At 70.2% G+C, this 17,761-nt stretch carries 22 protein-coding genes; 12 read left to right on the top strand and 10 right to left on the bottom strand.

Going from position 1 to position 17,761, the window contains the following annotated elements; genetic code table 11:
* The coding region (locus AB4112_RS28005; RefSeq protein ID WP_441724336.1) for a terminase large subunit at nucleotides 1-284 on the top strand (284 nt) is incomplete at its 5' end.
* Between the two features lie 96 nt (nucleotides 285-380).
* Complete coding sequence (locus tag AB4112_RS28000; RefSeq protein WP_441724334.1) at nucleotides 381-1,178, top strand: MBL fold metallo-hydrolase; 798 nt, start codon at nucleotides 381-383, stop codon at nucleotides 1,176-1,178.
* A gap of 28 nt (nucleotides 1,179-1,206) precedes the next feature.
* Here the strand turns inward: AB4112_RS28000 and AB4112_RS27995 are convergent, their stop codons facing one another.
* From AB4112_RS27995 to AB4112_RS27970, 6 genes are all read right to left on the bottom strand, one after another.
* The gene (locus tag AB4112_RS27995) at nucleotides 1,207-1,968 is read right to left on the bottom strand and encodes a sulfite exporter TauE/SafE family protein (RefSeq protein WP_441724332.1); all 762 of its coding nucleotides are present in this window, start codon (nucleotides 1,966-1,968) and stop codon (nucleotides 1,207-1,209) included.
* A gap of 69 nt (nucleotides 1,969-2,037) precedes the next feature.
* Complete coding sequence (locus tag AB4112_RS27990) at nucleotides 2,038-2,964, bottom strand: branched-chain amino acid ABC transporter permease (RefSeq protein ID WP_309801501.1); 927 nt, start codon at nucleotides 2,962-2,964, stop codon at nucleotides 2,038-2,040.
* Between the two features lies 1 nt (nucleotide 2,965).
* Nucleotides 2,966-3,853 carry a branched-chain amino acid ABC transporter permease gene (locus AB4112_RS27985; RefSeq protein WP_309801502.1) on the bottom strand — a complete coding sequence of 296 codons (888 nt, stop codon included), beginning with the start codon at nucleotides 3,851-3,853 and terminating at the stop codon, nucleotides 2,966-2,968.
* A 15-nt stretch (nucleotides 3,854-3,868) separates the two neighbouring features.
* Nucleotides 3,869-4,573 carry an ABC transporter ATP-binding protein gene (locus tag AB4112_RS27980; protein WP_309801503.1) on the bottom strand — a complete coding sequence of 235 codons (705 nt, stop codon included), beginning with the start codon at nucleotides 4,571-4,573 and terminating at the stop codon, nucleotides 3,869-3,871.
* Nucleotides 4,566-5,318 carry an ABC transporter ATP-binding protein gene (locus tag AB4112_RS27975; protein ID WP_441724329.1) on the bottom strand — a complete coding sequence of 251 codons (753 nt, stop codon included), beginning with the start codon at nucleotides 5,316-5,318 and terminating at the stop codon, nucleotides 4,566-4,568. Before AB4112_RS27975 ends, AB4112_RS27980 begins: the two co-directional genes overlap by 8 nt.
* Nucleotides 5,319-5,325: 7 nt before the next feature.
* Nucleotides 5,326-6,534 carry an ABC transporter substrate-binding protein gene (locus tag AB4112_RS27970; RefSeq protein ID WP_441724327.1) on the bottom strand — a complete coding sequence of 403 codons (1,209 nt, stop codon included), beginning with the start codon at nucleotides 6,532-6,534 and terminating at the stop codon, nucleotides 5,326-5,328.
* A 337-nt stretch (nucleotides 6,535-6,871) separates the two neighbouring features.
* On the opposite strand from AB4112_RS27970, the gene AB4112_RS27965 reads away from it, so the two are divergent.
* Nucleotides 6,872-7,783, top strand: a complete 912-nt coding sequence (locus AB4112_RS27965) for an MBL fold metallo-hydrolase (RefSeq protein WP_441724325.1) — start codon at nucleotides 6,872-6,874, stop codon at nucleotides 7,781-7,783.
* A gap of 160 nt (nucleotides 7,784-7,943) precedes the next feature.
* On the opposite strand, the gene AB4112_RS27960 is transcribed toward AB4112_RS27965, so the two are convergent.
* Both AB4112_RS27960 and pspF read right to left on the bottom strand, forming a co-directional pair.
* Nucleotides 7,944-8,786 (bottom strand): SDR family NAD(P)-dependent oxidoreductase, encoded by an 843-nt coding sequence (locus AB4112_RS27960; RefSeq protein ID WP_441724323.1) that lies wholly within the window; start codon nucleotides 8,784-8,786, stop codon nucleotides 7,944-7,946.
* A 221-nt stretch (nucleotides 8,787-9,007) separates the two neighbouring features.
* On the bottom strand, nucleotides 9,008-10,030 hold the full coding sequence (gene pspF / locus AB4112_RS27955; protein WP_441724321.1) for a phage shock protein operon transcriptional activator: 1,023 nt from the start codon (nucleotides 10,028-10,030) through the stop codon (nucleotides 9,008-9,010).
* A gap of 163 nt (nucleotides 10,031-10,193) precedes the next feature.
* On the opposite strand from pspF, the gene AB4112_RS27950 reads away from it, so the two are divergent.
* From AB4112_RS27950 to AB4112_RS27915, 8 genes are all read left to right on the top strand, one after another.
* Nucleotides 10,194-10,385: a hypothetical protein gene (locus AB4112_RS27950; protein WP_441724319.1), complete on the top strand. Its 192-nt coding sequence runs from the start codon at nucleotides 10,194-10,196 to the stop codon at nucleotides 10,383-10,385.
* A 37-nt stretch (nucleotides 10,386-10,422) separates the two neighbouring features.
* Entirely contained in the window at nucleotides 10,423-11,091 is a 669-nt protein-coding gene (pspA, locus tag AB4112_RS27945) for a phage shock protein PspA (RefSeq protein WP_441724317.1), read from the top strand.
* A gap of 57 nt (nucleotides 11,092-11,148) precedes the next feature.
* Complete coding sequence (pspB, locus tag AB4112_RS27940) at nucleotides 11,149-11,382, top strand: envelope stress response membrane protein PspB (protein WP_309801512.1); 234 nt, start codon at nucleotides 11,149-11,151, stop codon at nucleotides 11,380-11,382.
* Nucleotides 11,379-11,780 carry an envelope stress response membrane protein PspC gene (gene pspC / locus AB4112_RS27935; protein WP_441724315.1) on the top strand — a complete coding sequence of 134 codons (402 nt, stop codon included), beginning with the start codon at nucleotides 11,379-11,381 and terminating at the stop codon, nucleotides 11,778-11,780. The genes pspB and pspC overlap by 4 nt, the downstream gene beginning before the upstream one ends.
* A gap of 36 nt (nucleotides 11,781-11,816) precedes the next feature.
* Nucleotides 11,817-12,182, top strand: coding sequence for a DUF4870 family protein (locus AB4112_RS27930; RefSeq protein ID WP_441724313.1), 366 nt, complete (start codon nucleotides 11,817-11,819; stop codon nucleotides 12,180-12,182).
* A gap of 46 nt (nucleotides 12,183-12,228) precedes the next feature.
* On the top strand, nucleotides 12,229-12,894 hold the full coding sequence (locus AB4112_RS27925) for a hypothetical protein (RefSeq protein ID WP_441724311.1): 666 nt from the start codon (nucleotides 12,229-12,231) through the stop codon (nucleotides 12,892-12,894).
* Between the two features lie 195 nt (nucleotides 12,895-13,089).
* Complete coding sequence (gene otsB, locus AB4112_RS27920) at nucleotides 13,090-13,842, top strand: trehalose-phosphatase (RefSeq protein ID WP_441724309.1); 753 nt, start codon at nucleotides 13,090-13,092, stop codon at nucleotides 13,840-13,842.
* 15 nt (nucleotides 13,843-13,857) lie between these two features.
* On the top strand, nucleotides 13,858-15,225 hold the full coding sequence (locus tag AB4112_RS27915; RefSeq protein ID WP_441724307.1) for an alpha,alpha-trehalose-phosphate synthase (UDP-forming): 1,368 nt from the start codon (nucleotides 13,858-13,860) through the stop codon (nucleotides 15,223-15,225).
* A gap of 8 nt (nucleotides 15,226-15,233) precedes the next feature.
* Here AB4112_RS27915 and AB4112_RS27910 read toward each other — a convergent pair whose 3' ends face one another.
* Nucleotides 15,234-16,259: an ABC transporter permease gene (locus AB4112_RS27910; protein ID WP_441724305.1), complete on the bottom strand. Its 1,026-nt coding sequence runs from the start codon at nucleotides 16,257-16,259 to the stop codon at nucleotides 15,234-15,236.
* A gap of 183 nt (nucleotides 16,260-16,442) precedes the next feature.
* On the opposite strand from AB4112_RS27910, the gene AB4112_RS27905 reads away from it, so the two are divergent.
* The gene (locus tag AB4112_RS27905; RefSeq protein ID WP_441724303.1) at nucleotides 16,443-16,925 is read left to right on the top strand and encodes a lytic transglycosylase domain-containing protein; all 483 of its coding nucleotides are present in this window, start codon (nucleotides 16,443-16,445) and stop codon (nucleotides 16,923-16,925) included.
* A gap of 43 nt (nucleotides 16,926-16,968) precedes the next feature.
* Here AB4112_RS27905 and AB4112_RS27900 read toward each other — a convergent pair whose 3' ends face one another.
* Nucleotides 16,969-17,712, bottom strand: coding sequence for an SIMPL domain-containing protein (locus tag AB4112_RS27900; protein ID WP_309801521.1), 744 nt, complete (start codon nucleotides 17,710-17,712; stop codon nucleotides 16,969-16,971).
* Nucleotides 17,713-17,761 lie beyond the last annotated feature (49 nt).

Below are 17,761 nucleotides of genomic sequence, written 5' to 3'. Positions count from 1 at the left end.
TCCCGCGGCTGCGGGCGGCGGCCAAGGGGCCGGGGTCGGTCAAGGAGGGCGTCGAGTTCCTGCTGAGCCACGACATCGTGGTGCATCCCCGGTGCCGCCACCTGGTCGACGAGCTGGCGCTCTACAGCTGGCGCACCGACCCGCGCAGCGGCGAGATCCTGCCCGAGCTGGAGGACCGCGAGAACCACGCCATCGACGCCCTGCGCTACGCCCTCGAAGGCCAGCGCCGCCACGGCACCTACAATACCAGCCTGGACTGGGTCGGGTCGGGGTCGAGGTGGTGACCGGGGGAGGGGCTCCGTCGTCCCAATTCGTGTACCGTCGCCGTCGTTCCAAGAACGACCGCCGATCCTCCATGTGCCTTTGCGACAGGGGACCTCATGATCGTGACATCCCGCAGCAGCACCGTCCTCGGCATCACGTCCGCAGCGTGGCGCGTCTGGTCGCTCTCGGACGGCACCCTCGAGATGCCGGCGGACCTTCTGCGCGACCCGCAGGACAACCCGGTGCCGCAGGCTGTGCCGGCCGGGGCGCCGCTTCGCCTGTCGGTCAATTGCTTCGCGCTCGCAGGCCCGGGCGTCGACGGCGTCCTGATCGACAGCGGGGGAGGGGGCTGGGCCCCGACCGTGGGCCGTCTAGAGCGGACCATGGCGGAAGCCGGGATCGACCCGGCTTCGATCGCGGTCCTGGCGCTCACCCACACCCATCAGGATCACGTGCACGGGCTGCTGACCCCGGACGGCCGGGTGCTGTTTCCGAACCTGACGGCGATCGTCATCCCCGAGGCGGCCGTGGAGGGCTTTTTCGCTTACGCGCCCCTTGCGCAGTTCGGGCCCCTGCTGAAGCCCGTCCGGCATGGCGAGCTGGTGGCCGAGCGGCTGAGGGCGGTCGCCCTGCCCGGCCATGCCCCCGGCCACTCCGGCTATGCGTTCGATACGGGCGAGGACCGTTTCCTGTTCTTCGGGGACGTCGTTCATGTGCCGGCCTTGCAGTTCGGCAACCCCGCGTTCAGCTGGGGCTATGACGACGACCAGCCGACCGCGCGCGCCACCCGCCTGAAGGTCTTCGCCGACGCGGCCGAGGCGGGGATTTGGATCGCCGGCGCGCATCTCGGCTGGCCGGGCATCGGTCGCGTGGTGCGCGCGGGCGCAGCATACGGCTATCAGCCGGCGGCGTGAGGGGTGGGGGCTGAGGTGGTGACGCGGCTCACGCGAGGTAGCCGGAGACGCCGTCCCACAGCAGCTTCAGCGCCGTCACCACCAGCAGCCCGTAGCAGGCGCGGTAGGTCTGGCGCTGGTCCAGCCTGCCGTGCAGCCGCCAGCCCAGCCAGACGCCGGCGGGGATCGCGGGCAGGCACAGCGCCATCAGGGTCCAGACCCCGGCGGTCGGCTGCGACAGCAGCAGCCACGGCACCGCCTTGAGCGCGTTGCCGACGGTGAAGAACAGGCTGGTGGTGCCGGCATAGAGGGCCTTGCTGAGGCCCAGCGGCAGCAGGTACATCGCCAGCGGCGGCCCGCCGGAATGCGCCACCATGGTGGTCATGCCCGAGGTGAAACCGGCCGCGATCGCCTTGGGCGTCGACCGCGGGCGGATCGTGACGGTCGCGCCCTTGGCGAACCACAGCCCGACGAAGGCCAGGGTGATCGCCGCCATCACGATGGCGATGGCGCGGTGGTCGAGCATGGTGAACAGCAGGGTGCCCAGCCCGACGCCGACCACCAGCCCGGGCAGCAGCAGCACCAGGTCCGGCCGCGACCAGGTCGAGGGCTTCCAGTAGCGCAGCGCGACCAGGTCGGTGGCGACGAACAGGGGCGCCAGCAGGCCGCCGGCCGTCACCGGGTCCATCACCAGCGACAGCAGCGGGATGCCGATGATGGCGAAGCCGCCGCCGAACGCGCCGCGCAGCAGGGAGATCAGGAAGACGCCGGCAAAGGCGACCAGGATGGTGGCGACGGTCAGGTCCAGCATGATGCCGGCAAGATGGTCCGATGCCGGGGCCGGCGGAATCGGAACATTGCTCTCAGGGCAATAGGACCCCTATCCCTTGCGCTTCATCCAGTGGATGACCTCGCCGACGATGCCGCGGCGGAACAGCAGCACCACCACGACGAAGATCGCGCCGGTGACCACCGTGACCGGCAGGGCGGATTCCGCCAGGTAGTTCTCCAGCGCCGCCACCAGCCCGGCGCCGACCACCGGGCCGACCAGCGTGCCGATGCCGCCCAGCAGCGTCATCAGGATCACCTCGCCCGACATCTGCCACTGGATGTCGGTCAGCGAGGCCAGCTGGAACACCAGCGCCTTGGTGCCGCCGGCCAGCCCGGCCAGCGCCGCCGACATCACGAAGGCGGTCAGCTTGTAGGCGTCGACCCGGTAGCCCAGCGAGATGGCGCGGGGCTCGTTCTCGCGGATCGCCTTCAGGATCTGGCCGAAGGGCGAATGCACGATGCGCCAGATGATGAAGAAGCCGAGGCCGAAGATCGCCAGCACGACATGGTAGAAGGTCAGGGTGTCGGACAGGTCGAACAGCCCGAACATGCGGCCCTGCGGCACCGACTGGATGCCGTCCTCGCCGCCGGTGAAGGGGGCCTGCAGCGCGACGAAGAACACCATCTGCGACAGCGCCAGGGTGATCATCGCGAAATAGATGCCCTGGCGGCGGATGGCGAGGAAGCCGATCACCAGCCCCAGCACGGCCGCCGCGGCGGTGCCGGCCAGGATCGCCAGCTCCGGCGGCCAGCCCCACACCTTGGCGGCATGGGCGGTGACATAGGCGGCGCCGCCGAAGAAGGCGGCATGGCCGAAGGACAGCAGGCCGACATAGCCGATCAGGAGGTTGAAGGCGCAGGCGAACAGGGCGAAGCACAAGAGCTTCATCAGGAAGACGGGGTACAGCAGGTGGGGCGCGCCCAGCACCACGATCAGGACCGCCAGCGCCGCGGCGGTCTTCGTGCCGCGTTCCATCTCAGCGCTCCCGCCCGAACAGGCCGGCGGGGCGGATCAGCAGCACCACGGCCATGATGACGAAGACCACGATGTTCGAGGCCGGCGGGTAGAACACCTTGGTCAGCCCCTCGAGGATGCCGAGCGCGAAGCCGGTGACGATGGCGCCCATGATCGACCCCATGCCGCCGATCACCACCACGGCGAAGACGACGATGATCAGGTTCGACCCCATCAGCGGGCTGACCTGGTAGACCGGGGCGGCCAGCACCCCCGCCAGCCCGGCCAGGCCGACCCCGAAGGCATAGGTCAGGGTCACCATGCGCGGCACGTTGATGCCGAAGGCCTGGACCAGCACCGGGTTCTCGGTCGCGGCGCGCAGCGTGGCGCCCAGCGGCGTCTTCTCGATCACGAACCAGGTGGCGAAGCAGATCACCGCCGAGGCCAGGATCACCCAGCCGCGGTAGATCGGCAGCACCATGAAGCCGAGATTGACCGCCCCGGTCAGCGCCGCCGGCGGGGCGTAGGGCTGGCCCGAGGTGCCGTACAGGCTGCGGAACACCCCCTCCAGGATCAGCGCCACGCCGAAGGTCAGCAGCAGGCCGTACAGCGGGTCCAACCGGTACAGCCGGGCCAGGAACAGCCTCTCCAGCACGATGCCGAACAGGGCGACGATCAGCGGCGCCAGCACCAGCGCCGGCCAGTAGCCGATGCCGAGGAAGTTCAGCAGCATCCAGGCGGCGAAGGCGCCCAGCATGTACTGCACGCCATGGGCGAAGTTGATGACGTTGAGCAGCCCGAAGATGACGGCGAGGCCGAGGCTGAGCAGGGCGTAGAACGACCCGTTGATCAGCCCCAGCAGCAGCTGGCCGAACAGCACCTGCACCGGGATGCCGAGCAGCGGGATCATGGGATGCACTCCATCTCAGACTCCCAGCGTCTCATGCAGCAGGTCCATCTTGTCGGCCATCTCCTCGCGCCGGATCTCGGCGACGACGCGGCCGTCCTCCATCACGTAGTGGCGGTCGGCGATGGCGCTGGCGAAGCGGAAGTTCTGCTCGACCAGCAGGATGGTCATGCCTTGCGCCTTCAGCGCCCGCAGCAGCTCGCCGATGCGCTGCACGATCACCGGCGCCAGCCCCTCGGTCGGCTCGTCCAGCAGCAGCAGCTTGACCCCGGTGCGCAGCACCCGGGCGATCGCCAGCATCTGCTGCTCGCCGCCCGACAGCTTGGTGCCCTGGCTGCCCGCCCGCTCAGCCAGGTTGGGGAACAGGCGGTGGATCTCGGCCACGCTCATGCCGCCCTCGGCCACTTTGGGCGGCAGCGTCAGGTTCTCGGCCACCGACAGCGAGGCGAAGATGCCCCGCTCCTCCGGCACATAGCCGATGCCGGCGCGGGCGACGCGGTGCGGCGGCGTCGCCAGCAGGTCGGTCCCGCCCATCCGGATGGTGCCCTGGCGCCGGCGCAATATGCCCATGATGGCGCGCAGCGTGGTGGTCTTGCCGGCGCCGTTGCGGCCCAAGAGGGTCACGGTCTCGCCCGGGAACACGTCGATGTCGACGCCGTGCAGCACATGGCTTTCGCCGTAGAAGCCCTGCAGCCCGCGCACGTGGAGCAGGGGCTCAGACATGCTCCGACCCCATATAGGCCTCGCGCACCCGGGGATCGGCCGAGACCTCGGCGTAGCTGCCTTCGGCCAGGATCTCGCCGCGCTGCAGCACCGTGACCCGGTCGCACAGGTCGGCGACGACGGACAGGTTGTGCTCGACCATCAGCACGGTGCGGTCGGCGCCGACCTTGGCGATCAGCTCGGCGATGCGGCCGATCTCCTCATGCCCCATCCCGGCCATCGGCTCGTCCAGCAGCAGCATCGGCGGGTCGAGCGCCAGGGTGGTGGCGATCTCCAGCGCCCGCTTGCGGCCATAGGACAGGTCGACCGCGGTGGTCCGCACGAAGTCGCCGAGATTGACCGCCTCGATCAGCGCCAGCGCCCGCTGGTCCAGCCGGCGCAGCACGCCGGCGGAGCGCCAGAACTGGCGCGCCAGCCCCTCCGGCCGCTGCAGCGCCACCCGGACGTTCTCCAGCACCGTCAGATGCGGGAACACCGCCGAGATCTGGAACGACCGCACCAGCCCGCGCCGTGCCACCTCGGCCGGCTTCAGCCGGGTGATGTCCTCGCCGCGGAAGGCGATGCGGCCGGCGGTGGGCTGGTGGAACTTGGTCAGCAGGTTGAACACGGTGGTCTTGCCGGCGCCGTTCGGGCCGATCAGGGCGTGGATGGTGCCCTCGCGCACGGCGAGGTTCACGCCCTTCACCGCGACGAAGCCGCGGAAGGCCTTGGTCAGGCCCTCCGCCACCAGGATCGCTTCGGTCATCCGCCTGCTATTTCTTCGCCGTCGCCGGGCAGCCGCTGGTCTCCGCCGACAGGAAGGCCTGGTCGCCGGGGATGGTGGCCAGCTGCTTGTAGTAGTCCCAGGGCTTGGTGCTGTCGCCCGGCGCCTTGACCTGGAACAGGTACATGTCGTGCACCATGCGGCCGTCCGCCTGGACCTTGCCGCCATGGGCGAAGACGTCGTCGACCGGCAGCTCCTTCAGCTTGGCGGCGACCTTGTCGCCGTCATCGGTGCCGGCGGCCTGCACCGCCTTCAGATATTGCAGCACCGAGGAGTATTCCGAGGCCTGGACCGAATTCGGCATGCGCTGGGTGCGGGCGAAAAAGCGCTGGGCGAAGGCCCGGCTCTCGTCGTTGCGGTCCCAGTAGAAATCTTCGGTCAGCACCAGCCCCTGCGCCGCTTGCAGCCCCAGGCCATGGACCTCGGCCAGGGTGAACAAGAGGCCGGCCAGCTTCTGGCCGCCGGCGACGATGCCGAACTCCGCCGCCTGCTTGATCGCGTTGGCGGTGTCGAGGCCGGCATTGGCCAGGCCGACCACCTTGGCGCCGGAGGCCTGGGCCTGCAGCAGGAAGGACGAGAAGTCGGTGGTGTTCAGCGGGTGCCGCACGCTGCCCAGCACCTTGCCGCCCTTGGAGGTCACGAATTTGGTGGTCTGGTCCTCCAGCGAATAGCCGAAGGCGTAGTCGGCGGTCAGGAAGAACCAGGTGTCGCCGCCCTGGTCCACCAGCGCGCCGCCGGTGCCGACCGCCAGCGCATGGGTGTCGAAGGCCCAGTGGAAGCCGGTGGGCGAGCAGGCCTTGCCGGTGAGGTCGGCGGTCACCGCGCCGGAGGTGATGGTGATCTTGTGCTTCTCCGCCGCCAGCGCCTGCACCGCAAGCGCGACCGAGGAGGTGGTGAGTTCGCTGATCATGTCGACGCCGTCGACGTCGAACCATTGCCGGGCGATGTTCGACCCGATGTCCGGCTTGTTCTGGTGGTCGGCGGACACGATCTCGATCGGGGCGCCCAGCACCTTGCCGCCGAAATCCTCGACCGCCATCTTGGCGGCCTCGACCGACCATTTGCCGCCGTAATCGGCATAGACGCCGGACTGGTCGTTCAGCACGCCGATCTTGACGACGTTGCCCGAGACCTGGGCCGCGGCGGGCAGGGCGAGGCCGGCGGCCAGCAGGCCCGCGGCAACAGCATATCGCTTCATGGTGCCTCCCGAGAAACGTTTCATTCGCAAGGATTTTAAGGATTTTCGAAACCCTGCCTGAGTCGGGGCACGCGGCGCAATCGCCATCTCGCAGTGCGGGATGAAATCCACGTGATGGGTCCGGCCACGGGCCGATCTAGCCATGGGAATTGCCTGGATTTTACAGTTGAGGCGAGGGGATTTCGATGCGGCCGCGCCGCCTTCGCCGGCCTGCCCCTCCGAATGACAGGACCTATTCCCCGGTATGGTCCGGCCTCTCCCTCGACCCAATCGATCGCGAACACGCCCCGCCGTAGCGTCTCCCTGCCGTGGGTAAGGCGGCCAACAGGAGACGAACATGGGCCAGGACAACACCTCGCACTCCGGCGGACCGGGGTCCGACGAGCTGGTTCCGTCGCGCTACGCGCTGCGGGTCGGCGAGATCGACGTCATGGTGGTCAGCGACGGGATCATATCGATATCGGCCGAGGCGATGGCGACCAACGCCGACCCGGCCGTCCGGTCGGCCTGGCTGCACGAGCGGCTGCAGCCGGAGGTGATGGACTGGGCGCTGAACGAGGTCGTGGTCCGCAGCGGCGACCGGACCATCCTGATCGATTCCGGGCTGGGGCTGGAGGCCCCGAGCTTCCCGAAGACCGGGCGGTGGTCCTCGCGGCTGGAGGCCGCCGGCATCGACCTTGCCGATGTGACCGACGTGGTGCTGACCCACATGCATTTCGACCATGTCGGCGGGCTGCTGGTGGACGGGGTGCAGGACCAGCTGCGTCCGGATGTGCGGATCCACGCGTCGGCCGCCGAGGCCGAATTCTGGCAGGCGCCCGATTTCTCCCGCACCGCCATGCCGGGGGCGATGACGGACATGATCCGGTCGGCGGCCAAGCGGTTCCTGGCCCAGTACGGCAGCAAGCTGCAGACCTTCGAGACGGATGCCGAAGTGGCGCCGGGCGTGGTCGTTACCCGCACCGGCGGCCACACCCCCGGGCACAGCGTGGTCCGCCTGGCATCCGGCGGCGACCGCCTGACCTTCGTCGGCGACGCTGTGCTGCCGCACAGCTTCGAGCATCAGGAGTGGCACAACGGCTTCGAGCACGACCCCGAGGAGGCGGTCCGCGTCCGGACCCGTCTGCTGCGGGACCTGGCGGCGAGCGGCGAGCCGCTCCTGGGCACGCACCTGCCGTTCCCGTCGATCTGCCGGGTGGCCGCGGTCGGCAACGGCTATCGCTGGGTGCCGGCCTTGTGGAACTACTGACCGGGCCTGCTGTCTCCAGAGACTGTTTGGAAACGGGTTGGCGTGAGTCGGCTGGTGGTGGTTTCGAGAACCGGCGCGCAGCGGACATGGTCGTCCGTGAGCACCGGAAGCGCAGAAACCGCCATCAGACGGCCGCGCGGGCACGTTTACAAACGGTCTCTCAGGCTGCTCCGCGGCCGGTCGCGTAGATCATCAGCCGGTCGAACAGCCCTTCGGGCAGCAGCCGCCGGGCCCAGAACAGCACCGTGGCGTCGCGCCCCAGGCGCAGCTTGGCCGGCATCCGCCGGGCCTCGGCCAGGCGCAGCAGGCGCCGTGCCGCCCGGTCGCTCACCGCGGCCGCCCGGTCCGGCGCCACGGCGCCCCGCGACTCCCGATGGGCCAGCGCCCGGCCGAACAGGCTGTGATAGGGCAGGTCCGGCGTCAGCACCGGATGGTCCAGCCGCCGGTTGAAGCCGGTGTCGTGCCGCCCGGGCTCGACCGCGCAGACCTGCACGCCATGCGGCGCCAGCTCGAAGCGCAGCGCCTCGCTGAAGCCGGACATGCCATGCTTGGTGGCGCAGTACAGCGCCATGAAGGGCGTGCCGACGAAGCCGAGCAGCGACGAGATGTTGATCACCCGCCCGCGACGCCGGCGCAGCGCCGGCAGCAGGTCGCGGGTCAGCAGGATCGGGCCTTCCAGGTTGGCGGCGATCTGGCGGCGGATCTGGTCGTCCTCCAGCGCCTCGACCGGGCCGGTCAGGCCATAGCCGGCATTGTTGATCAGGCAGTCCAGGCCGCCGGGCCCGATGGCGGCGACCACCGCGGCCCGTTCGGCGGCGACGGTGACGTCGAGCGCCAGCACGGTCACGCCCGGGATGGCGGCCAGCGCCGCCGCCTCGGGCCGGTCCAGCGGGCCGCGCAGCGTCGCCCACACCGACCAGCCGGCCTCGGCGAACCGCCGGGCGAAGGCGAAGCCGAAGCCCGAGCTGCAGCCGGTGATCAGCACTGTCTTGGTCGTGGTCACCCGATGGTCCCCCTGTCGCGCATCGCTGTCCGGTCGAGCTTTTCGGGTCGTCGATTGAGGTTCGGATTTCAACTTTTAATGTCATTGCCCGGCTTGACCGGGCAATCCAGGGGCCACGAAGAGCCGTTCTGGCCGCCCCTGGATGCCACGGTCAAGCCGTGGCATGACAATGGAAAGTGGTGAGCATCCAAACCCCCTCTCCCATAAATCGCTCTTTTCTCTCAATCGGACGGCGGTGTTTGCCGTGTGGCGATGCCGTGCTTGCGCAGCAGGTGGCGCAGCTGGTCGTAGCCGAGGCCCAGCGCCGTCGCGGCGCGGCCCTGGTGCCCACTCTGGGCGGCCAGCGCCGCCTCCAGCCAGCTCTTCTCGACCGCCGCGATCCCGGCCCGGAAATCATAGGGCAGGGCCGGCGCGGTGTCGGCGGGCGCGGGCTCGGCATCTGACCGCGCCGCCGCCTTCGCCTGCGGCCGCCAGGGCGAGGCGAAGGGGTCGAGCACGATCTCCTCCACCGGCCGGTCCGGCGGGCTGCGATAGACCGCGCGCTCGATCGCGTTCTTCAGCTCGCGGATGTTGCCGGGCCAGCCATGGCCCTGTAGCGCCGCCATCGCCTCCGGCGCGAAGCCGGGAAAGCCCGGGCGGTCGAGGGTGTGCGCCATGGCCTGGGCGAAATGCCCGGCCAGCAGCGGGATGTCCTCGGGCCGGGCGCGCAGCGGCGGCACCGTCAGCACGTCGAAGGCCAGCCGGTCCAACAGGTCGCCGCGGAAGCGCCCGGCCTCGACCTCGGTCGGCAGGTCGACATTGGTGGCGGCGACGACCCGGACATCGACGGTCATGGCCTGGGTGCCGCCCACCCGTTCGATCTCGCCGTATTCGATCACCCGCAGCAGCTTCTCCTGCACCCGCATCCCGGCATTGGCCAGCTCGTCCAGGAACAGGGTGCCGCCGTCGGCGCGCTCGAACCGGCCGGCATGGCGGCGCACCGCGCCGGTGAACGCGCCGGCCTCATGGCCGAACAGCTCGCTCTCCAGCAGCTCGGGCGACAGCGCGGCGCAGTCCAGCTTGACGAAGGGCCGGTCCCAGCGCGGCGACAGGTAGTGCAGCCGGGCGGCGATCAGCTCCTTGCCGGTGCCGCGCTCGCCGATCACCAGCACCGGCCGGTCCAAGGGCGCCGCGGCCGAGACCTGGTCGAGCAGGTCGGCGAAGGCCGGGGCCTCGCCCATCATCTGCGGCAGCGCGTTGGTCATCGGGCACCGCTTCGGTGAATTTCGCCGGAGATTCGGGAATTTTCGCCGATCAGGCAAGGGGCTGTTTGAGCCAAACCGCAGAATTCTGCGGAAATCGGACTTGGCACGCCGTTTGCAAACCAGGGAAGCGACCCCCGAATCCCTCGGGCAGGAGGAAGACGAGATGAGCCACCGACCCGACCCGACCGGCGCCTTCGACCGCTTTGGCCGGCGCTCGGCCGGCCCGTTCGGGGGCGGCCGGACCAGCGACTGGCAGCGCACCGCCGAGCGCCTGTTCGCCTGGATCCGCAGCCGGCCGGCCGAGAACTGGGTGTTCTTCGGCGCCGGCGCCCTGATCGGCTGGCTGTTCCTGTGACGCCCCGCCTGCAAGCGACCATATAGAGGACCGAATGATGGGTATCTTTTCCCGCCTTGGCGACATCATCAACTCCAACATCAATTCCATGCTCGACCGCGCCGAGGATCCCGAGAAGATCGTCCGGCTGATCGTGCAGGAGATGGAGGACACGCTGGTCGAGGTGCGGTCCGCCGCCGCCCGCTCGATCGCCGACAAGAAGGAGATCCTGCGCCGGGTCGACCAGCTGGAGGCCGGGCAGGCCGAATGGCAGCGCAAGGCCGAACTGGCGGTCGAGAAGGGCCGCGAGGACCTGGCCAAGGGCGCGCTGGTGGCCAAGGCCCAGGCCGCGACCACGGTCGAGATCCTGCGCGGCGAGCTGGAGGCGATCGAGACCGCCCTGGCCAAGACCAACGAGGATCTCGGCCGGCTCGAGGCCAAGCTGACCGAGGCCAAGAACAAGCAGAAATCCTTCGCCATCCGGCATGAGGCGGCGCGCGACCAGGTCCGCATCCGCACCCAGCTGCATGACGGCCGGATCGACGAGGCGCTGTCCCGCTACGAGCAGATCGAGCGCAAGATCGACACCGTCGAGGGCCAGGTCGAATCCTTCGATCTCGGCCGGCGCAAGACCCTGTCGGACGAGTTCGCCGAGCTCGAGGCCGAGAGCGGCGTCGAGAAGGAGCTGCAGGCGATCAAGGCGCGGCTCGGCCGCACCGGCGGCTGATCGGTTTCGTCAAACCGGCCCGGCGCCTGCCGCCGGGCCGCAGACGCAAGGAAGACTATGTTTCACGCTATCGTCTTCGTCCCGGTCATCATCTTCCTGGTGATCGTGGCGCCGATCTGGCTGGTGCTGCACTACGTCACCCGCTGGCGATCGTCCCGGACGCTGTCGCGCGAGGATGAGCGCATGCTGGTCGACCTGTGGGAAAGCGCCAAGCGGATGGAGCTCAGGATCCAGACGCTCGAGAAGATCCTCGACGCCGAGGCACCGCAGTGGCGGAGGCCGGGACCATGACCGGACGCTTCACCGAATCGCCGAACCCGCATCGCCTCTACCGCGATCCGGAGAACGGAGTGTTCCTCGGCGTCTGCGCCGGCCTCGCCGCCTATTTCGGGGTCTCGCCCGGCAAGGTCCGCTTCGGCACCGTGGTCCTGGCGTTCATCTTCTTCCCGCACATCGTGATCGCCTATCTGGCGGCCGCGGTGTTCCTGAAGCGCCGGCCGACCCTGCTGTATCGCAACCGGGACGAGGAGGTGTTCTGGCGCTCGGTCTCGGTCCAGCCGGCCGATACCTTCTCCGCCATCCGCCACAACTTCCGCGAGCTGGAGCAGCGCATGGCCGGGATGGAACGCTACGTCACCTCCGCCGAATTCAAGCTCAACCGGGACTTCCGCGACCTCGAAGGCCGCTGAGTCCGGTAGATCGCAACCCGAAGAAAGGAGCCAGCAATGGCCGCCTCTTACCGACCGGACTACGACATCGTCTCGCCGCGCGGCTCGCGCGGCAGCCTCGGCACGGTCGGCCACGTGGTCTACGCCATCTACGCCCTGTCGCTGTTCACCGGCCTGCCGATGCTGATCGGCGTGGTCATCGCCTATCTCGCCCGCAGCGACGCCCGCGGCACCGTGGGCTGGGACCACTTCACCTGGGCGATCCGCACCTTCTGGGCGACGCTGCTGCTAGGCCTCCTGTTCTGGGCCCTGGTCTGGGTCGTGATCGGCTGGCCGCTGCTCGCCATCCTATGGGTCTGGACCGTCTACCGCATCATCCGCGGCTGGCTCGCCGTCGCCAACGGCCGCCCGCTGTATCGCTGAACTGGAGCCGGGCCGACACGGCCGGCCGATTGCAGGAGGGATTGTGATGGGAGCATTCACGACACTGGCCTTCCTGGCGGGCCTCGGCTTCCCCGCCGAGCCGGCCGATGCGGAGCGGTTCGCGCCGGTCGACCTGACCCAGGTCGACGCGGTGGAGGTGACCGGCGGCGGCGTGGCCGTCGCCGCCAGCACCGATGCCGGGCGGTCGCTGGTGGCGACGCTCGACCAGGCCGAGGGCTGCGCCGCGACCATGCGGGTCGAGGGGCGCCGGCTGACGGTCGACATCCGGCAGGCCTCGTTCTGGCCGCGCGACTGCCGGCCGACGCTGGCGGTGAACCTGCGGCCCGGCGCCGACCTCGTGCTGCGGCCGGCGGCGGTGTCCGCCACGCTGAGCGGCCGCTTCGGCGCGGTCGCGGTCACCGCCCAGGCGGCGGAGCTGTCGCTGACCGGCCGGGTCTGGGCGCTCGACGTCTCGGCCAAGGCGCTGAAGGCGACCATCCACAACACCAGCCCGGATCCGGGCCAAGCCATCCGCATCGAGGCCAAGGCCGCCGACATCGACCTCGGCTTCCGCCGCGGCACCCCGGTCGGCTACTCGGTCGACGCCAAGGTCGCGATGGTCGACAGCGAGATTCCCACCAGCGCCGGCGGCCGGCCGCTGGTGTCGATCACAGGCGATTTCGTCCGGGCCCGCATCGGCTACGACGACTGAAGCAGCCCTACGGCTGCACCCGGGCCGGGCGGAATTTCAGCCGCTTCCCTTGAAACGATCGCCAATCATCCCTAAAACAGAAGACAGGCGCATCGGTTGCCGTCCAGACACGGCGGCGGTGCGCCTGTCGTCTTGTCTGAATTCGTTTCGGATGGACAATCTTTACGGAAATTTGACATGGAGATTTGACCGCGCATGGCGCCGCAGACCATCGACACGACCGCTTTCGCCGAAGGTATTTCTGAATCGGCATTGTTCCTCGATGTCGATGGCAGCCTGATCGACTTGGCCGAACGGCCCGAAGACGTGGTGGTGCCGCCGGATCTGGTCGCCGTGCTGGGCCGGCTCTCCGCCCGGGTCGGCGGCGCCCTGGCCCTGGTCTCCGGCCGCGCGATCGCCGATCTCGACCGGCTGTTCGCGCCGCTGCGCCTGCCCGCCGCCGGGCAGCACGGGCTGGAATGGCGGGCGACCCCGGCCGGGCCGGTCGACCGTGTCGCCGTCGACCGGCTGGTGCTCGAACGGCTGGAGGCGGCGCTGCGCGGCTACACCGGCCGCGACCCCGGCCTGCGGGTCGAACCCAAGGGCGCGGCGGTCGCGATCCACTACCGCCTGGCGCCGGCCCTGGGCCCCGATGTCATCGCCTTCGCCGAGGGCCTGATGGCCGAGGCGCCGGGATGGCACGCCATGGCCGGCAAGATGGTGGTCGAGCTGAAGCCCGCGGGCGTCGACAAGGGCGCGGCGCTGGACCGCTTCCTGGCCGTGTCGCCCTTCGCCGGGCGCCGGCCGCTGGCGCTGGGCGACGACGTCACCGACGAGGATGCCTTCGCCGCGGCCCTGCGCCATGGCGGCGCGGCGATCCAGGTCGGCGACAGGGAACCGACCATCGCGACTCACCGTTTGACTGATCCGGCGGCCGCGCGCGCCTGGATCGCGGCCGTTGCCCGTTGAGAAAGAAAAGTCGGAATGGGTCGCCTGATCGTCGTGTCGAACCGCATCGCCCCGGTGGAGGAGGGCACGGCGCCGCAGGGCGGCCTGGCCGTTGCCGTGCTCGCCGCGCTGAAGGAGGCCGGCGGCGTCTGGCTGGGCTGGAGCGGCAAGCTGCTGGACGCGCCGGGCGGGGCGCCGAAGCTGAAGCGCGCGGGGTCGCTGACCTACGCCATGCTCGACCTCGCCCAGGCCGATTTCGACCTCTACTACAACGGCCATGCCAATTCGACGCTGTGGCCGATCTTCCACTACCGCATCCAGCTGGCCCATTACAGCCGGGCGGCGGAGGATGGCTACCGCCGGGTCAACGCCCAGTTCGCCGACGCGTTGCTGCCGCTGCTGCGCCCGGGCGACCGGATCTGGGTGCATGACTACCAGCTGATCCCGCTCGGCCGCCTGCTGCGCGACCGCGGCGTGACGGCGCCGATCGGCTTCTTCCTGCACACCCCCTTCCCGACGCCCGAGGTGCTGCGCACCCTGCCGACCCATGAGGTGCTGCTGCAGGACCTCGCCGCCTACGACGTGGTCGGGCTGCACACCACGCGCGACCGCGACGCGCTGCTGGCGGCGTGGCATCGCGGCTGGCGCGAGACCCCGGACGGGCGGATCGAGATCGCCGGCCGCCGCATCGTGGTCGAATCCTTCCCGATCTCGATCGAGACCGAGGAGATCGCGGCCGACGCCCCGGGCGCCTGGAACATGCGGTCGGCGCACCGGCTGCGCGACAGCCTGGTCGGGCGCGACCTGATCATCGGCGTCGACCGGCTGGACTATTCCAAGGGCCTGCCGCGGCGTTTCGAGGCGTTCCGCACGCTCTTGGAGCGGTGGCCGGACCGGCGCGGCCGGGTCAGCTTCATGCAGATCGCGCCGCCGACCCGCGGCGAGGTCGCCGACTACCAGGAGATCCGCCACCAGCTGGAAAGCCTGGCCGGGTCGATCAACGGCGAATTCGCCGACATCGACTGGGTGCCGCTGCGCTATCTGAACAAGAGCGTGCCGCGCAAGACCCTGCTGGGCTTCTACCGCTCCGCCCGGGTCGGGCTGGTGACGCCGATGCGTGACGGCATGAACCTGGTGGCCAAGGAGTATGTCGCGGCGCAGGACCCGGAGGATCCGGGCGTGCTGGTGCTGTCGGAATTCGCCGGCGCGGCGGAGGAGTTGGACGCCGCCCTGATCGTCAACCCGTTCGACGTCGAGCGGGTGGCCGAGGCGCTGGAGCGGGCCCTGACCATGCCGGTCGAGGAGCGGCGCGACCGCCACGCCTCGATGATGCGGGTGCTGCGCGCCAACGACATCGGCCATTGGCGCCGCCGCTTCCTGGCGGCGCTGGAGGGGGCTGCGTAGGTCCGACGCTACCTCAGGCGTTCCCGGGCCTTCGTCTTCAGCGGCTCCAGCAGCACCGCCGCCAGCACCAGCGCGGCCTGGGCGACCTGGGCGGTCTCCGCAGGCAGGCCGGTCAGCCGGATCGCGGTGTCGATCGCGCCCAGTAGCAGCACCCCGGCGAAGACGCCGGACAGGCGGCCGGTGCCGCCCTTCAGGCTGACCCCGCCGATCGCCACCGCGGCGAAGGCCGGGAGCAGCAGGCCGAAGCCGAGATAAGCGGTGGCCATGGTGGCGCGGGCGAGCAGCAGCCAGCCGGCCAGGGCGGCGAGGCCGCCGGCGAGGGCGAAGGCGACCACCACCAGCTGTCCGGCCCGGACGCCGGCATGGGCCGCGGCCTGGGGGTCGCCGCCGACCTGCATGAGACCCCGGCCGAAGTTCGTCCAGCGCAGGACGGCGCCGAAGGCCAGGAAGACAGCCCCCAGGATCCAGGCCGGGATCGGGAGACCCAGCGCCCGGCCGGTGGCGACGGCCAGGATCTCGGCCGGCAGACCGGCGGCGCGATGGCCGCCCGAGATCCACAGCGTGACGCCGCGCAGGACCATGTAGGCGCCCAGGGTGACGATGAAGGGGTTGATCCGGGCCTGCACCACCAGCACCCCGTTGACCAGGCCGGCCAGCGCGCCGATCAGGATCGCGCCAGCCAGGGTGGCCGGCACCGCCAGCCAGGCCGGGTCGATCGTCCAGCCCATGCCGACCCCGCCGGTGCCGAACGCCATCGCCGCGGCCATCGCCGCCAGCCCCGCCACCGATTCGCCGGACAGGTCGATCTGCCCGGCGATGATCACCAGCGCCAGCCCGGCGGCGAGGATGCCGGTGGCGGCCGACTGGTCGAGGATGCCGATCAGGGTGTCGGCCCTGGAGAAGCCCGGGATGGAAGCCGAGAACACCGCCAGCGCAACCAGCAGGAGCAGCCAGGCGAGATGCTCAAGACCCCGTTCGATCCAACGGCGGCGGTCGTTGGTCGGGGAAGCGGGTGGCGCCACGGTGCGGTCCATGCGTCTGTCGTCCTGGGCGGGATGTCCCGGTTCCCCCGCATTCTCTCGTCCCGGTCCACGGCGCGATCAAGCCAAAGCTGCGAACGGGGCCGGCGGCAGGGTTGATCGACGCGCCGCAGGGTGTAGGCTTTCGCTCCTTTTCGGGGCAGGGGATCCGGGATCCGTCATGGCAGAAGGCGCGCGATGATCGCCGGACGGCATCGCAGGATCCGGCGGCTGCCGGCGGTGCTGGCGCTGGCCGTGGCGCTGCAGCCCGTGGCGGCCTCGGCCGGCGACTGCATGGCCCGCGCCGCCCGGCTGGCCGGGGTCGAGACCGAGCTGATCCTGGCGATGTCCTATGTCGAGACCAAGTGGCGGCAGGAGGCGGTGAACGGCGCCAACAGCAACGGCAGCGAGGATGTCTGCATGATGCAGATCAACTCGGTGCACTATCCCCGCCTGGCCGCGCTCGGCGTCACGCGTGAGCAACTGCTGGCCGACCGCTGCGTCTGCCTCTTGGTCGGCGGCGAGATCCTGCGCGAGATGCGCGTGGCCACCGGCGGCAGCGACATCTGGGCCGCCGTCGCCGCCTACAATGCCGGCCCCGACAACCTGGCGGCCGGCCGGTCCTATGCCGACCAGGTCCGCCGGGTGTACGAGGCCATCCACATCATCCAGACGCAGTGAAAGGGCGGCCGCAGCGCGGGCGCCGCGGCCTGCCTTCGGTTCGTTACTCCCCGATCTCCCACGTCACCACCACCTGGGCCTGGAATTCGGTCTCGCCGGCCTCGATCGGGGCGCCGCCCCGCTTGTCCATGGCGTAGGCGGCCATCATCGGGCGCGGGCCGGTATCGGCTCCGGGCTCGGCGATGGTCAGGATGCGGCCCAGCTTCACCCCCGCCGCCTTGGCGGTCAGCTCCGCCTTGCGCCGGGCGTCGGCCACCGCGGCCTCGCGCGCCTTGTCCAGCACGGGCGCCGGGTCGGCCAGGTCGAAGCCGACGCCGTTGATCTGGTTCGACCCGGTCGAGACCGCAGTGTCCAGCAGGGCGCCCAGCTTGGTCAGGTCGCGCACCCGCACCGTCACCTGGTTGTTCACCTGGTAGCCGTCGATGTGCGGCGCCTCGCTCGACCCTTCCTTCGGCTGGGCGTAGCGCGGCTGCACCGAGAAGCCGCTGGTCTGGAGGTCGGCCGACTGGATCCCGGCCTTCTTGAAGGCGTCGATCAGCGCGGACATCGCCTTGCTGTTGGCATCCAGCGCCTCGCGGGCGGTCTTGCCCTCGCTGGCGACGCCGCTGGTCACCGTGGCCTGGTCCGGGGCGGCGCTGGCGCTGCCCTGGCCGCTCATCGACAGGGTCGCGACGCGGGTGGCCGGTGCTTCGGCGGCCACGGCCGATGCCGGAGCGGCGATCGCACCCGGCACGGCGACGGCGGCGAGCAGGGCGAAGGCAAGGGCGCTGCGGCGGAAGCGGGTCATGACTCGATCTCCTGGAGGAGTTGCGGTTGCCGCGGAGTAAAGGGACGAA

The sequence above is a fragment of the Inquilinus sp. 2KB_23 genome (assembly GCF_052115705.1).
Taxonomy (GTDB): Bacteria; Pseudomonadota; Alphaproteobacteria; order DSM-16000; family Inquilinaceae; genus Inquilinus; species Inquilinus ginsengisoli_A.
Note: the sequence above shows the minus strand (reverse complement) of the source record. Positions and strands in the feature narration are given on the sequence as shown.

Bases quoted from the DNA above. Each gene is read 5' to 3' on its own strand.
- AB4112_RS28000 (WP_441724334.1), top strand. From the start codon at position 381: ATGATCGTGACATCCCGCAGCAGCACCGTCCTCGGCATCACGTCCGCA.
- AB4112_RS27990 (WP_309801501.1), bottom strand. From the start codon at position 2,964: ATGGAACGCGGCACGAAGACCGCCGCGGCGCTGGCGGTCCTGATCGTG.
- AB4112_RS27965 (WP_441724325.1), top strand. From the start codon at position 6,872: ATGGGCCAGGACAACACCTCGCACTCCGGCGGACCGGGGTCCGACGAG.
- otsB (WP_441724309.1), top strand. From the start codon at position 13,090: ATGGCGCCGCAGACCATCGACACGACCGCTTTCGCCGAAGGTATTTCT.
- AB4112_RS27925 (WP_441724311.1), top strand. From the start codon at position 12,229: ATGGGAGCATTCACGACACTGGCCTTCCTGGCGGGCCTCGGCTTCCCC.
- pspF (WP_441724321.1), bottom strand. From the start codon at position 10,030: ATGACCAACGCGCTGCCGCAGATGATGGGCGAGGCCCCGGCCTTCGCC.
- AB4112_RS27995 (WP_441724332.1), bottom strand. From the start codon at position 1,968: ATGCTGGACCTGACCGTCGCCACCATCCTGGTCGCCTTTGCCGGCGTC.
- AB4112_RS27900 (WP_309801521.1), bottom strand. From the start codon at position 17,712: ATGACCCGCTTCCGCCGCAGCGCCCTTGCCTTCGCCCTGCTCGCCGCC.
- pspB (WP_309801512.1), top strand. From the start codon at position 11,149: ATGTTTCACGCTATCGTCTTCGTCCCGGTCATCATCTTCCTGGTGATC.
- AB4112_RS27980 (WP_309801503.1), bottom strand. From the start codon at position 4,573: ATGTCTGAGCCCCTGCTCCACGTGCGCGGGCTGCAGGGCTTCTACGGC.
- pspC (WP_441724315.1), top strand. From the start codon at position 11,379: ATGACCGGACGCTTCACCGAATCGCCGAACCCGCATCGCCTCTACCGC.
- AB4112_RS27985 (WP_309801502.1), bottom strand. From the start codon at position 3,853: ATGATCCCGCTGCTCGGCATCCCGGTGCAGGTGCTGTTCGGCCAGCTG.
- AB4112_RS27915 (WP_441724307.1), top strand. From the start codon at position 13,858: ATGGGTCGCCTGATCGTCGTGTCGAACCGCATCGCCCCGGTGGAGGAG.
- AB4112_RS27970 (WP_441724327.1), bottom strand. From the start codon at position 6,534: ATGAAGCGATATGCTGTTGCCGCGGGCCTGCTGGCCGCCGGCCTCGCC.
- AB4112_RS27930 (WP_441724313.1), top strand. From the start codon at position 11,817: ATGGCCGCCTCTTACCGACCGGACTACGACATCGTCTCGCCGCGCGGC.
- AB4112_RS27950 (WP_441724319.1), top strand. From the start codon at position 10,194: ATGAGCCACCGACCCGACCCGACCGGCGCCTTCGACCGCTTTGGCCGG.
- AB4112_RS27910 (WP_441724305.1), bottom strand. From the start codon at position 16,259: ATGGACCGCACCGTGGCGCCACCCGCTTCCCCGACCAACGACCGCCGC.
- AB4112_RS27905 (WP_441724303.1), top strand. From the start codon at position 16,443: ATGATCGCCGGACGGCATCGCAGGATCCGGCGGCTGCCGGCGGTGCTG.
- pspA (WP_441724317.1), top strand. From the start codon at position 10,423: ATGGGTATCTTTTCCCGCCTTGGCGACATCATCAACTCCAACATCAAT.
- AB4112_RS27975 (WP_441724329.1), bottom strand. From the start codon at position 5,318: ATGACCGAAGCGATCCTGGTGGCGGAGGGCCTGACCAAGGCCTTCCGC.